This is a genomic window from Paenibacillus donghaensis (assembly GCF_002192415.1).
Taxonomy (GTDB): domain Bacteria; phylum Bacillota; class Bacilli; order Paenibacillales; family Paenibacillaceae; genus Paenibacillus_AQ; species Paenibacillus_AQ donghaensis.
The window spans coordinates 5530810-5544881 of the sequence record NZ_CP021780.1 but is presented as its reverse complement, the minus strand read 5'-3'; the positions used below and the strand labels follow the sequence as shown (position 1 = coordinate 5544881).

The following is a 14072-nucleotide window of genomic DNA, read 5'->3' as shown; positions in this document are numbered from 1 at the left end:
TTATTATATTGCTCTTAATGCCTATTTGTATTTTTCTTGTGACAGGGTCAAAGCTGCCAGATTTAGCTGATATTCGCCCAGTATTGATGTTCGAGCCGTACTTCAAATTTTGAAAGACAGATAACTCAGTTTTTCGCATAACATAACATCTATCTGTCGGGGGACTTTAATTGACGTTCGAAAGAAACTGCTGAAGTTCTAATTTTGTTTATTCTATAACGCCACTGTGTGTTAGCTAGTTTTAAGTGTCTTTCTTTATTTAATGAGGGAGACTTTTTTGAAATGAAGTTGAATTTAGGATGTGGAAAGGAGCTTGTTAGTGGAGAATAAGATATACCCAAAAGTTTTAGTGGTTAGCCATAATGCATTTAGTACAACCTCTAATATGGGGAAGACTATGGCAGCTTTTTTTTATGGATGGGAAAAAGAAAATATTGCGCAAATGTATTTCCACATGGAATTTCCTGATTCAGATATATGTGAGAATTATTTCAGAGTTACTGATTTTGAAATGATTGATTCAATTATAAAATTTAAAAAGCCTGGTGGAGTATTAGGTGAAAATGAAATTAAACTGGATACATCCTCTAATAATCTTGCTACCGGAATTAAGTCTGATATATACAAGATGGGAAAAAAGAAAAAGTCGTATATGTATTCTTTTCGGAATTTAATTTGGGATTCGGGAAAATGGAAAACACAAGAGTTTATAGATTGGATAGATGTTTTCAACCCTGAAGTAGTATTTTATGCTGCAGGAGATTATATGTTTTCTATGAAAATAGCCATTTCAATTTGTGAAATGAAAAATATTCCACTTGTGGTTTTTTTCGGTGATGATTATTATTTTAATAATATTCATAAGGGTTGGATGCTGAACATGTATAATAAAAATAAATTCAGAAATGAATTTATGAATTTATTTTCATACTTAAGCTCTTTTATTGCCGCAAGTGATAAAATGTTGAGAGAATATAATAGTGTCTTTCATAAAGCCGGTTATGCAATTATGACTTCAACAGAAATTAGAGCAGAAGAGATTTCTCACAATAAGACAAATGAGATAAAGATATCTTATATAGGTAACCTGGGAGGAGGTAGATGGAAATCCTTGAGAGAAATAAGTGAGTGTTTGAAGAGGATGGGAATATCATTGAATGTTTATTCTGGAGAGAACAGAAATAGTATCCTAAAAGAATTAAATGAAGAAAATGGAATTTTATTCCACGGATCTATTCCAGCTAATAAAGTCAACGATATCATAAAGTCGAGTACTATTGTTATTCATGTAGAATCAATGGACAATATTAACATAGAAAGAACTCAATACTCGATGTCAACAAAAATTGCCGAGTCTTTAGGAAGTGGTGTATGTATATTCGCTTATGGTCCTAAAGATGTATCTTCAATGGAATATTTAATTGAGAATAAAGCTGCATGTGTTGTTACTGACAAGCAAAATTTAGAAGCGAAATTAATGGAGATTATTAATTGTAAGGAATTAAGAGATGAATATATCAGTAATGCCCTTCGTTTAGCTGTAAACCGTCATAATTTTATGGAAAATTCAGAGTTGTTCTATAAAATTATAACTGAGAGTATAAGAGAAAAAAAGGGGCATGAAAATGAAAATATTACAAGTTAATTGCGTCTATAATAGAGGTAGCACAGGTAAGATCGTCAATGATATCCATAAAGGTTTACAAGAAATTGAGATAGAATCGATTGTTTGCTACGGGCGAGGCCCTAAAACCCATGAGCCTCATATTTATAAAACATCTAGTGAGGGTATGGCTAAACTCAATGCGTTGAGATCCCGTATTACAGGTCTGCAGTACAACGGCTCAGCAATTGCAACGCATAGGATATTAAATATTATAAAAAGAGAAAATCCAGATATCGTACATCTACATTGTATAAATGGTTATTTTGTGAATATATATAAGTTGATTGAATTTTTAAAAATTAATAATATTAACACTGTTTTAAGTTTACATGCTGAGTTCATGCATACGGGTAGTTGTGGCCATGCCTACGAATGTAACAAATGGATGGTTGGATGTGGGGAATGTCCGCAGCTATGGAATGCTACAAAATCGTACTTTTTTGATCGTACTAGTAGAGCGTGGAGAATGATGGAGAGTGCATTCGAAGGATTTAATAAATTGAAAGTTGTAGCGGTATCTGAATGGTTAAAACAAAGAGCAGAGAAGTCTCCAATTATGAAAGATCTTGATTTTAAAGTCATAGGGAATGGAATTGATACTGAAAAAACCTTTTATCCACATGATTTTCGAAATTTGAAAGCGAAATATGGATTATCAGATGAAAGAGTATTACTTCATGTAACAGCTGGATTCAGTTTAGATGAAGATGATATTAAGGGTGGAAGGTATATTGTTAAACTAGCTGAAAAATTAAAAAGAGAAAATATAAAAATAATAATAGTTGGAAGTTATAACTTAAACCTAACCCTTCCCGAAAACATTATAAATGTTGGACGTGTTAATAATCAAATAGAATTGGCTAGATACTATTCTTTGGCTGATTTAACTGTTTTGACAAGTAAACGAGAAACCTATTCAATGGTTTGTGCAGAATCACTCTCATGTGGAACACCTATTGTTGGTTTTAAGGCAGGTGCGCCTGAAACAATTTCATTGAAAAGTTACAGTGCTTTTGTTGACTATGGGGATATCAATTCTCTCGATAAAACTATCAGAGACTGGATACATGTGAAATCTCATTTGACATCCACTGCCATTTCATCATTAGCTAAACAAACGTATTCAAAAGAGAAAATGAACTTAGAATATATAAAGATATACACACAATTATATCAAAATATAATCAAGGAGTCATAATGTGCACATCTTATTAATTGGATTCATTCTTCTAGGCGGATTTGTTATTAATAATACTGTCCAAAGCAAAGCTAAAGAGAAAATCTTAGCTATATGGACAGGAACGCTTTTATTTATTTATGCAGCTCTACGTTCTGTTAGTGTTGGAACTGATATAGAAAGCTATTCATTAAGCTATTTACAATTAAAGTATATTTCTTTTGAAGAGATTTTTATGTCGAATACTATAATCTCGAGAGACCCATTTTTTTACTTTTTCTTAAAACTTCTAACGTATATTAATTCAGATCCTCAATTTATGTTGGTTGTAATTTCTGCTCTAATTACAATATGTATTACCATATTCATTTATAAAAATTCTGTTAATATCATTTTAAGCTGTACATTATTTGTTGGATTAAGATACTATTCATTTACATTATCGGGTCTTCGCCAAGCATTGGCATGGGGAATAATAATGCTTTCGTATAATTACATCAAAGAAAAGAAGCCAGTCAACTTCATATTATTAATAATTCTGGCTGCGCTATTTCACAAAAGTGCATTGATATTCTTGTTAGCTTATCCATTAGCAAGCATTAAAAAATTAGAAATTATAACAATTTCTGTACCTTTTGTATATTTGTTGAATGTTTTAACAAACAATGGAGTTATGCAACTGGTTTTGAAAATCCCTTTCTTCAAGCAATATGAGGATTATGGCGGCTATTTGTTGGGGAATTCTAACAATTCGGGTTCTACTCTAATACTCATATATGTAAGTATTTATGTCATTGCATTTATTTTCCGGAAACAAGTTATTAGTAATAATGATAACATTTACTTAATGTACAATTTAACACTATTAGGTATAACGATCACGATGCTGTCTATTGATTATGAAAATTTATTTAGAATTGGATACTATTTTATATTTCCTATTATTTTATTACTTCCATTGACTATCAATAGTATAGGTGACAAGAAAATGCGTAATATATTAAACGCATTTGTTATACTATTAGTATTTGGACAATATATTCTTATTGGTCCTGGTGCTGGCACAGATAATTATCACTTTTTTTGGGAATGGAATTATTAAATTATTTATGTATTTATTCAAAAAGAAAAAATTAATTTTCAGGAGGAAACAATGTTTAAAAATATTAAACTTCTAATTACTGGTGGGACTGGTAGTTTTGGTAATGCCGTGCTTGATCGTTTTCTTAATACGGATATCGCTGAAATTCGTATCTTTTCTAGAGATGAGAAAAAGCAAGATGATATGCGTAGATTATATAAGAACGATAAGATCAAATTCTACATTGGGGATGTACGTGATTTGGCTAGTGTCAAAAATGCAATGCATGATGTGGATTATATTTTTCATGCAGCAGCTCTTAAACAAGTGCCTTCCTGTGAATTTTTTCCTTTAGAATCTGTGAAAACCAATGTTTTGGGGACAGATAATGTGCTGACGGGTGCTATTGAAATGGGTGTCAAAAAGGTCATTTGTCTTTCCACAGACAAAGCAGCTTATCCCATCAACGCTATGGGAATCTCTAAAGCCATGATGGAGAAGGTATTTGTAGCTAAATCAAATACTGTGAATCCAGAAAAAACTTTAATTTGTGGAACTCGATACGGAAATGTGATGGCTTCTAGAGGCTCAGTTATTCCACTTTTCATTGAACAAATTAAAAACGGACAACCGTTAACTATTACTGATCCTAATATGACAAGATTTTTAATGAGTCTTGAGGAAGCGGTAGAACTTGTAGTATTTGCATTCCAAAATGCAGAAGCTGGAGATATCATGGTTCAAAAAGCCCCGGCTTCAACTATAGGTGACTTAGCTCAGTCGATAAAAGAATTATTCAAGGTTGATAACGAAATTAAAATTATTGGTACTCGCCATGGAGAAAAGCTATATGAAACTCTTCTTACAAAAGAAGAACATGTAGTGGCTCAAGATTTAGGGGGGTTTTATAGAGTGCCAGCTGATAAACGTGATCTTAATTATGATAAGTACTTTGTAGAGGGCAACGAACAACTTCAGCAGATCGAAGATTATAATTCTCACAATACCGAAAGGCTTGGCTTGGAAGAAATAAAGGAAAAATTGCTTAAGTTAGATTACATACAGGAAGAATTGAAAAATTGGAGTGAGAAATAGATGAAAATCCTGGTGCTTGGGGCAACTGGTATGGCAGGACATACAATTTCGATCTATCTTAAAGATGCTGGACATGATGTGACTTCATTTAGCAGAAAAAAGTTTGAATACTGCAATAATATAACAGGTGATGCAACTGATTTCTGTTTTTTGGAAAGTATCGTAGCAAACGGGGATTATGATGTAGTCATTAATGCAATTGGAATTTTAAATGAAGATGCAGATAATAATAAACCTTTGGCTGTTTTATTAAATAGCTACCTACCGAATTACTTAAGTTATATTACAAAAGATATGAGAACAAAAGTCATTCATATGAGTACAGACTGTGTTTTTTCAGGGAAAATTGGCGGATATTCTGAAACTTCTTTTAGAGATGGTGAAACTTTCTACGATAGATCTAAGGCTTTGGGAGAAATAAATAATGGAAAAGATTTAACTTTTAGAAACTCCATCATTGGTCCAGATATAAATGAAAAAGGTATAGGTCTGTTCAACTGGTTTATGAAGCAAAAAGGAGAAATCAATGGATTTACTAAGGCCATGTGGACAGGTGTTTCGACACTAACTTTAGCGAAAGCTATAGAGAAAGCTGTAGAAGAAAATTTAACTGGTTTGTATAACTTAGTGAATAATATAAGTATCAGTAAATTTGATTTACTTGACTTATTCAAGAAGTACATGAATGAAGATATAGAATTAATTATTCCGAATGATGTTCTAGTGATTGATAAATCTCTTATTAATAATAGAACGGATTTTTCATTCGTAGTACCTGACTACGAAAATATGATTATTGAAATGAGAGTTTGGATTGATGATCATAAAGAGCTTTATCCACATTATTTTCATGAAAAGAGAGAAGGTCTAAAGTGCGTAAATTAAAACTAATGACAATTGTGGGCACACGCCCAGAAATAATAAAATTATCAGAAATAATAAAAAAGTGTGATAAGTATTTCGAACATATTTTGGTTCATACTGGTCAGAACTACGACTATACATTAAACGAGGTGTTCTTTGAGGAGCTCGGACTAAGAACACCTGATTTTTACCTTGGAGTTGTAGGTGAGAACCTAGGTCAAACTATGGGGAATGTACTTTCGAAATCTTATGAGTTAATGGTTGATCAAAATGTAGACGCATTACTAGTTCTTGGAGATACCAATTCATGTCTAAGTGTGATTTCAGCTAAAAGATTAAAGATTCCAATTTTTCATATGGAGGCTGGTAATAGATGCTTTGATGAAAATTTACCAGAAGAAATAAACAGGAGAATTGTGGATCACACCAGTGATGTGAATCTCTGTTATACAGAACATGCTAGAAGTTATTTAAACTATGAAGGAGTACCAAAAGAGAGAACATATGTTGTTGGGTCACCTATGGCTGAGGTATTAGAATCTAATATTGACAAAATTAAAAGGAGCAAAGTATTACAGACACATGAACTCGAGAGAGGTAAATACATCTTGTTATCTGCTCATCGAGAAGAGAATATTGATAATGAGAATAATTTCATAGACCTTATGAATGCAATTAATGAAATGGCTGAAATATATAATATGCCCGTTATTTACAGCACTCACCCAAGAAGTAAGAAGTTCATTGAACAACGTAAAATGGAGTTTCATCCAAATGTTCGAAGTTTGCAGCCCTTTTGTTTTTCTGATTACAATAACCTTCAGCTTAATGCATTCTGTGTAGTATCTGATAGTGGAACGATTGCAGAAGAGGCTTCTTTTTTTAAATTCCCTGCAGTATCGATAAGAACAAGCACAGAACGTCCTGAGGCATTAGATAAGGGGAATATAATTATTGGAGGTATTTCAACGGAAGAAGTACTACAATCTGTTGATATGGCAGTAAAGATGAATGCTGATGGAGATTTGGGAGCTGATGTTGCTTTTTATTCAGATAGAAATGTTAGTATGAAAGTAGTGAAGATTATCCAAAGCTATACTGAAATAGTTAATAAAATGGTTCTGAGAAAATCATAATTCAGTTGGAGGCTTAAGATTATTATGCAAGATAAATATATCATCTCTATAATCATACCGACTAAAAATCGTACTGAATATGCTCTCAAAACTGTAGAGCAAATACTATCTATTTCAGACACGGATATTCAATTGGTACTTCAAGATAATAGCGATACAAATGAACTGGAAGAATTTTTAAAACCATTTTTATTTGATTCAAGGCTTAAATACAATTATACCTCCGAGGTACTTTCTTTTGTTGACAATTTCAGCCTAGGTGTCTCTCTTGCAGATGGTGAGTATATATGTATTATAGGTGATGATGATGGTATCAATCCAGAAATAGTGAAAGTAGCACGTTGGGCTAGTAAAAACGATGTAAAGGCAATAAAGCCGGAAGTACAGGCCATATATTTTTGGCCAGATAATGGAATTTCATTTAGAGGGGGAAATGAAAATAGTGGATATATGTCAATATCAAGTATTAGTGGGAATGTGAAAATTTCAAAGACGAAATCAGAATTGGTTAAATTGCTGAATAATGGATGTCAAAAATACCTAGCACTTGATTTAGTGAAATTATATCATGGTTTGGTGAAAAAAAGTTGTATGGAAGAAGTGAAAAGCGAGACTGGAGTCTATTTTGGAGGGTTATCTCCGGATATTTATAGTGCAGTTGCTTTATCAATAGTTATTCCCGAAGTTATCAGTATTAAATATCCATTAACCATATCAGGAATTTGTAAAAAAAGTGGATCGGCTGATTCAGCTACAGGAAAACATACTGGAGAATTAAAAGATGCACCTCATTTTAGAGGTCATCTCGAGTATAATTGGGCTGATGAAGTACCACGTTTTTATAGTGTTGAAACTATTTGGGCGGATTCGTCGCTTGCTGCAGTAAGAGATATGAAAAAAAAAGATTTATTTGATGAATTCAAATTAGAATATCTTACAATTTATTGTTTAATAAAATATAATGAATTTTCTGATATTATTAAGCGTCACTATACTAATAATAGCCGTCAATTATATAGCTATCAACAAAAGAAAAATTTGATATTGGCATATCTTAAAGCTCCAACTCGGGACTTTATTAATCGGGTGTTAAATAGATTGACAAGAAAAAGAGGGGATTTTATCAAGCTATATGATATTAGAGATATAATACAAGCAGAAAAAGCATTTTCTAATTATTTAACTATAGGAGGGTTGAATGTTGAAAGTATTATCACTGAAATGGAACTTAAATATAATGAAATGAAAAATTGAAATTTAGATTAATTTTAGCGGGAAGTTTGTTTCAAAAAGGAATTAAAAGAGGAAATAATATTTTACTTGATTAGGATGAAACTTAAGGGGAATATCTTGTTAAAGCTCTTCAATAGGTGATTGGAGTATCTAAAATGAAAATTGATTTTTTGAAAACTCTGTCTAATGAAAAAGATAAAGTTATGGTGAATAATATCATTGCTTCCTTTTTAATAAAAGGAGCAGCACTTTTAATTTCGTTTTTTAGTCTACCCGCATATATTAAATACTTTGATAACCAAAATGTTCTAGGTGTCTGGTATACAGTTTTATCTGTCTTAACTTGGATACTATCTTTTGATTTTGGTATAGGCAATGGTTTGCGAAACAATTTGGTAGCGGCCTTAGTAAGAAATGATAAATTAGAAATTAGGCGTTATATCTCATCCGCTTACTTTATTATCGGCGCTGTAGTTGTGACAATCACCTTGGTGGGATCCATTTTTTTTAAATTTATTAATTGGAATTCAATATTTAACATATCGGAAACCTTGATCTCGGCTTCAACAATGCTATTTGTTTTAAAATGTGTCTTTTATACTATAATGCTTCAACTTTTTTTTGGGTTAATTTCTTCAATTCTCTATGCACTTCAAAAATCTGCAATTAATAATTTAATTACTTTAATAACGAGTGCGTCGCAATTTGTATTTATTTTGTTCTTCAAGTCAGTTGATATAGAAACTAATATCAAAATGTTGTCAGTAGTATTTCTTCTTTGTGTTAATTTACCATTAATAGTTACCACAATAATTATTTTCTCAACAAGCTTAAAAGGTGCATTTCCCAGTTACAAGTATCTAAATAAACGTATCGCTAACGGGATTTTACAGTTAGGAGGAATGTTCTTTTTAAATCAAATTATGTACATGTTAATTACTGGGACTAATTCTCTACTTATTACGAAGTTTAATGTCCCAGAAAGCGTTGTTGATTATCAAATATATTACAGATTATTTTCACTTCCCGGTATGCTTTTTATGCTAGCTCTTACTCCACTATGGTCCGCCATAACTCGAGCATGCGAGGAAAGAGATGTTGCGTGGATTAATAAATACTTTAAATTATTACATAAATTCGTTATTATATTAATTTTTCTTCAGTTTATCATGATTCCATTTTTGCAATTGGTAATAAATGTTTGGTTAGGGGATAATTCAATAACAGTGGAAATTAATAAATCTTTGATTTTTGCCTTATTTGGTAGTGTGTTCATCTATCAGAGTGTTCTTTCCACTTTTGCTTGTGGGATAGGTGAAATTAAATTACAATTATTTTTTTATTCAGTTGGTGTTGTTTTTAAACTCTTTTTTATTGTTATAGGTATGTCATTGTTTAATGATTGGATAATTGTTGTTTTATCTGATATTGTAATTTTGTTACCTTATTGTTTCTTCCAGTTTATTGCGCTAAAAAGACATTTCTCCATCATGAAACATTAATGTTTCATACCTGAATGCTATATTATTATACTTTAATATTGATAGCTATAGTGATTGAACTAAGAAATTATATAATTCAACTAGTAATCACTTTAAGTGGGGTATGATTTAAACGTATCTTAAACGATGAAGCATGAGTGCGAATGACATAGAACTTCTGAAAGAAGATAATATTCACCAAATCATCACTGAACCAGCTCCATAAGCTTTTCGTGGGCTTAGTTCGGGACTGTAAAGGTAGATCAATCGAAGCCTCGAGTGCTGCTTAAGAAAGGCTGAATTCCCTCGACATTATGTATACGGGCGTTGTCCAGCACGACGACAAACTCGCCAGAGTACGTAGAATATCGGTCGCAAAACGCGATCAGCAATTATTCTTCGCGGTGGATAATTCGTCCTGATTCATTATGAAGTGACGCAAACAGCTTCGCTCCTTGATGCTAGCTATAGGTGGCGATCTTTCGCTTTTGTCTCTTGGGAAACCTGTTATTTTGCACAGACAAATACGCTCGGATTTCTAAATTGCCCAGAGTAGATGATCAATTTTGCTTTGCTCCAACCGATCTTGGAGCTCGGGCAGCGTGAATTTACGGAACTGTTCCTGTTCATCCATGTTAGCTCGGCCAGGGTGCAAGTCACCTTGGTATAACCAAACTTGAGTCGAGTAGGTACTTTGGACACTCCTTTGGTAGTATATTTTTTGCTGAATTTCCGAAGACTCTAGACCCTGAATATGCCTCAGCGTTCAGGTATACTTGGCCTCAAAGACGACATCTCTGGGGTGCTTCTCTGCGTCAACGTGCCGGCGTTGTCCTTCTTGCTTATCTCTTAGCTTCATTGGGGCGGGAAGGACGCGGAATAAATCCAGTCACTGCAACCGATGCTTGCTGTGGTTGTTAGAGTACCCGCTGATAGCGGGAAGGGTTCGACCCGGATCCCTGTAATCTCAGTAAGAAACTAATCGCCTTATCAAATGTAGCCGTCCAGCCTAACGTTTTTATATATCCGGGTGCTTCTCGTGCGATTTTATGGCCTCGTGAGCTGTTCGATTTCTGTTCTGTAGATATTCATCTCTTCTCAAGTCTTTTCTACTTATAAACTCGATTTGAGAAGCTTTAATTTTGAAGGTTTAATCTAATAGATAATATATCCAATAGAAGGAGGTTTTTTAATGAAAGGCATAATCCTAGCAGGCGGCTCCGGCACGCGCCTATATCCATTAACGATGGTAACCAGTAAGCAGCTATTACCGATTTACGACAAACCGATGATCTATTATCCGTTGTCTACCTTAATGCTGGCTGGTATTAATGAGATTCTGATCATTTCTACTCCTGAAGATACTCCGAGATTCGAGAGCTTGCTTGGAGATGGGTCGCAGTTTGGGATTTCTTTGCAATACAAAGTGCAGCCTAGTCCGGATGGGTTGGCGCAGGCTTTTATTCTGGGTGAAGAGTTCATTGGGGATGATTCGGTAGCGATGATTCTTGGCGATAATATCTATTATGGCAATGGGATTCGCAAGCTGCTGCAGCGGGCGTCTACTAAGGGCGAAGGGGCTACCGTATTTGGTTATCATGTGCAAGATCCGGAGCGGTTCGGCGTGGTGGAGTTCGATGCGGATGGCAAGGTGTTAAGTGTGGAAGAGAAGCCGACTCAGCCGAAATCCAATTATGCGATTACCGGCTTGTATTTCTATGACAATCATGTCGTTGAGATTGCCAAGAGTGTACAACCTTCGGAACGGGGAGAATTGGAGATCACTTCGGTCAATGAAGCCTATCTGAATATGGGTCAACTTAATGTTGAACTGCTCGGACGTGGATTCACCTGGCTGGATACCGGGACACACGAGAGCTTGGCAGATGCCTCCAATTTCGTCAGAACCATTGAGGATCATCAAGGCATCAAGATTGCGGCTCCTGAGGAGATTGCCTACATTAATGGGTGGATTACGAAAGAGCAATTATGGGACTGCGGGAATAAGATGAGTAAGAATGGGTATGGCCAGTATCTGATGAAGGTAGCCACCGGCAAAATCCAATACTAAGCAGAAGGTGTGGAATTGATGAAAATTACGAAAACCCATTTAGAGGGAGTACTAATCGTAGAACCGGCCGTTCACGGCGATCATCGTGGATGGTTCATGGAAACCTATAGCGCGACCAAGTTCAAAGAGCAAGGCATCGACATGGAATTCGTGCAAGATAATCAATCCTATTCTGCCACCAAAGGCACGCTCCGTGGTCTGCACTATCAACTGAATCCTAAAGCGCAAACCAAGCTTATCCGCTGTACGCGCGGTGCGATTTATGATGTGGCAGTAGATATTAGAGCAGGCAGCCCTACTTATGGTGAGTGGTTCGGCATTGAGTTGACTGCAGAGAATAAGAAGCAGCTGCTGATCCCTAAGGGATTCGCCCACGGCTTCATGACTCTCATTGAAGATGTAGAAGTACAGTATAAATGCGATGAGCTGTATGCTCCTGAATGTGATGGCGGTATTCTCTGGAATGATCCGGCTATTGGCGTAAAGTGGCCGATCGATGTAACTCCTGTTTTGTCTGCGAAAGACAAGAAGGCACCTTTATTGAAGGATGCTAAGCTTAATTTTGTAATGTAACAGCGGCAGCTGTATTTTAAATAGATCAAGAGGTGTAGGGAATGAGTAGAGAAAAGGTTTTGGTAACTGGCGGTGCCGGTTTTATTGGCGGAAACTTTGTGCAATATATGGTTGATCGGTATCCGAATTATGAGATTGTGAATCTGGACCTGTTAACCTACGCAGGCGACCTGACGAAACATAAGGGAATTGAAGCGAAAGAGAACTATCGTTTCGTTCAGATGGATATTGCGGATCAACCGGCGATCCATGCTCTTTTTGAGGCGGAGAAGTTTAAGTATGTGGTACATTTTGCAGCGGAGAGTCATGTAGACCGTTCCATTACCGACCCGGGAATCTTTGTCCGTACCAATGTGATGGGTACCCAGGTTCTGCTGGAAGCATCGAAGGCTTGTGGAATCACTAAGTTCCTACATGTCTCCACGGATGAGGTATATGGTGAACTGGACTTCGATCCAACGGTGTTCTTCACGGAAGAAACTCCAATTCAGCCGAACAGCCCGTATAGTGCCAGCAAGGCTTCCTCGGATCTGTTAGTACGCGCTTATCACGAAACTTACGGATTCCCGATGAACATTACACGCTGCTCCAACAACTATGGCCCGTATCATTTCCCAGAAAAGCTGATCCCGCTTACGATCTCCAAGGTGCTGAATAATCAGAAGGTACCTGTGTACGGCGATGGCAAGAATATCCGCGATTGGCTACATGTATGGGATCACTGTGCAGCAATTGACCTTGTCCTGCATGAAGGTGTCAGTGGTGAAGTCTATAATGTCGGCGGCCATAATGAGCGAACGAACCTGGAAGTGGTGAAGACGATTATTGCTGCCCTGGGTAAATCGGAGGATTTGATTGAGTATGTAACCGACCGCTTGGGCCATGACAAAAGATATGCTATCGATCCATCCAAATTGGAGCAGCTCGGCTGGAAACCGACCTATACATTCGAGACTGGAATCGCCCAGACAATTGAGTGGTATGTGGACCATTCGGACTGGTGGGAATCCATTCTTAGTGGCGAATACCGGAAGTAACTCATGTTGTTGAGACCTGTTGCCCGATCTACAAGCAGATCAGGCAAGAAGAAGCTATGGCTTCTCTTGCCTGTGTTGCCTCTGCTGCTATTCGTATTTACTGCTGGCCGCTTCCTCCCCTACTCCCAGCCTCCACAGCAAGCTGATGTAATTATCGTACTTAGCGGGGGCGCTGAGCGTGTGGAGAAAGCGGTTGAGCTATATAATACTGGTTATGCACCATTTTTAATACTATCAAATTCTAAACAAGCTAATACTTCACAAGGTGATATGCTGCAGACAGCACTTGCTTTAAAAGTTAATGAGAATGCAATACTTACTGAAGAGGCAGCTACAAGTACTTATGAAAATGCGACACTTACCTTGCCTATTATGAAGGAAAAGGGTTTTACATCAGCGATTGTCGTCTCCTCTGATTTTCATATGCGGCGGGTTAAATTTATCTTTGATCATGTATATAAAAATTCTGCGATTGAACTGACATATGTAAGTTCGGATTCTGGTTATAACTCAAAGGCTTGGTGGAAAGGGGCTTATAATCGGGAGAAGACCTATACTGAGTATATTAAGATGATTGGAAATGCTCTCGGTTACAATGGACCTGAAGCTAAAAAGGTTCTAGATAAAATCAAACGTTGGTTCAATTAACCCCCGGCAA

At 35.8% G+C, this 14072-nt stretch carries 12 protein-coding genes; all 12 read left to right on the top strand.

Features of this window, described 5'->3' with window-relative positions; genetic code table 11:
* Window positions 1-319 precede the first annotated feature (319 nt).
* The 12 genes from B9T62_RS25210 (at window position 320) to B9T62_RS25155 (ending at window position 14062) form a co-directional block, all read left to right on the top strand.
* The gene (locus B9T62_RS25210) at window positions 320-1645 is read left to right on the top strand and encodes a glycosyltransferase family protein (RefSeq protein WP_087917797.1); all 1326 of its coding nucleotides are present in this window, start codon (window positions 320-322) and stop codon (window positions 1643-1645) included.
* The gene (locus tag B9T62_RS25205; RefSeq protein WP_169834435.1) at window positions 1626-2864 is read left to right on the top strand and encodes a glycosyltransferase; all 1239 of its coding nucleotides are present in this window, start codon (window positions 1626-1628) and stop codon (window positions 2862-2864) included. Before B9T62_RS25210 ends, B9T62_RS25205 begins: the two co-directional genes overlap by 20 nt.
* A 1-nt stretch (window position 2865) precedes the next feature.
* On the top strand, window positions 2866-3945 hold the full coding sequence (locus tag B9T62_RS25200; RefSeq protein ID WP_087917795.1) for an EpsG family protein: 1080 nt from the start codon (window positions 2866-2868) through the stop codon (window positions 3943-3945).
* A 51-nt stretch (window positions 3946-3996) separates the two neighbouring features.
* Complete coding sequence (locus B9T62_RS25195; protein WP_087917794.1) at window positions 3997-5019, top strand: polysaccharide biosynthesis protein; 1023 nt, start codon at window positions 3997-3999, stop codon at window positions 5017-5019.
* Window positions 5020-5904 carry an SDR family oxidoreductase gene (locus tag B9T62_RS25190; protein WP_087917793.1) on the top strand — a complete coding sequence of 295 codons (885 nt, stop codon included), beginning with the start codon at window positions 5020-5022 and terminating at the stop codon, window positions 5902-5904.
* The gene (gene wecB, locus B9T62_RS25185; RefSeq protein ID WP_087917792.1) at window positions 5892-7019 is read left to right on the top strand and encodes a non-hydrolyzing UDP-N-acetylglucosamine 2-epimerase; all 1128 of its coding nucleotides are present in this window, start codon (window positions 5892-5894) and stop codon (window positions 7017-7019) included. Before B9T62_RS25190 ends, wecB begins: the two co-directional genes overlap by 13 nt.
* 24 nt (window positions 7020-7043) lie before the next feature.
* Complete coding sequence (locus tag B9T62_RS25180) at window positions 7044-8273, top strand: glycosyltransferase family 2 protein (RefSeq protein ID WP_087917791.1); 1230 nt, start codon at window positions 7044-7046, stop codon at window positions 8271-8273.
* Window positions 8274-8407: 134 nt separating this feature from the next.
* The gene (locus B9T62_RS25175; RefSeq protein ID WP_087917790.1) at window positions 8408-9754 is read left to right on the top strand and encodes a lipopolysaccharide biosynthesis protein; all 1347 of its coding nucleotides are present in this window, start codon (window positions 8408-8410) and stop codon (window positions 9752-9754) included.
* Window positions 9755-10925: 1171 nt separating this feature from the next.
* Window positions 10926-11804 (top strand): glucose-1-phosphate thymidylyltransferase RfbA, encoded by an 879-nt coding sequence (gene rfbA, locus B9T62_RS25170; protein WP_087917789.1) that lies wholly within the window; start codon window positions 10926-10928, stop codon window positions 11802-11804.
* Between the two features lie 18 nt (window positions 11805-11822).
* The gene (rfbC, locus tag B9T62_RS25165; protein WP_087917788.1) at window positions 11823-12377 is read left to right on the top strand and encodes a dTDP-4-dehydrorhamnose 3,5-epimerase; all 555 of its coding nucleotides are present in this window, start codon (window positions 11823-11825) and stop codon (window positions 12375-12377) included.
* Between the two features lie 41 nt (window positions 12378-12418).
* Window positions 12419-13414, top strand: a complete 996-nt coding sequence (rfbB, locus tag B9T62_RS25160) for a dTDP-glucose 4,6-dehydratase (protein ID WP_087917787.1) — start codon at window positions 12419-12421, stop codon at window positions 13412-13414.
* 3 nt (window positions 13415-13417) lie between these two features.
* Window positions 13418-14062 (top strand): YdcF family protein, encoded by a 645-nt coding sequence (locus B9T62_RS25155; protein WP_087917786.1) that lies wholly within the window; start codon window positions 13418-13420, stop codon window positions 14060-14062.
* Window positions 14063-14072: the final 10 nt, after the last annotated feature.

What these genes read in the sequence shown, in the direction of transcription:
- B9T62_RS25205 (WP_169834435.1), top strand. Translation starts at nt 1,626, where the DNA reads ATGAAAATATTACAAGTTAATTGCGTCTATAATAGAGGTAGCACAGGT.
- B9T62_RS25195 (WP_087917794.1), top strand. Translation starts at nt 3,997, where the DNA reads ATGTTTAAAAATATTAAACTTCTAATTACTGGTGGGACTGGTAGTTTT.
- B9T62_RS25190 (WP_087917793.1), top strand. Translation starts at nt 5,020, where the DNA reads ATGAAAATCCTGGTGCTTGGGGCAACTGGTATGGCAGGACATACAATT.
- B9T62_RS25180 (WP_087917791.1), top strand. Translation starts at nt 7,044, where the DNA reads ATGCAAGATAAATATATCATCTCTATAATCATACCGACTAAAAATCGT.
- B9T62_RS25175 (WP_087917790.1), top strand. Translation starts at nt 8,408, where the DNA reads ATGAAAATTGATTTTTTGAAAACTCTGTCTAATGAAAAAGATAAAGTT.
- rfbA (WP_087917789.1), top strand. Translation starts at nt 10,926, where the DNA reads ATGAAAGGCATAATCCTAGCAGGCGGCTCCGGCACGCGCCTATATCCA.
- rfbC (WP_087917788.1), top strand. Translation starts at nt 11,823, where the DNA reads ATGAAAATTACGAAAACCCATTTAGAGGGAGTACTAATCGTAGAACCG.
- rfbB (WP_087917787.1), top strand. Translation starts at nt 12,419, where the DNA reads ATGAGTAGAGAAAAGGTTTTGGTAACTGGCGGTGCCGGTTTTATTGGC.
- B9T62_RS25155 (WP_087917786.1), top strand. Translation starts at nt 13,418, where the DNA reads ATGTTGTTGAGACCTGTTGCCCGATCTACAAGCAGATCAGGCAAGAAG.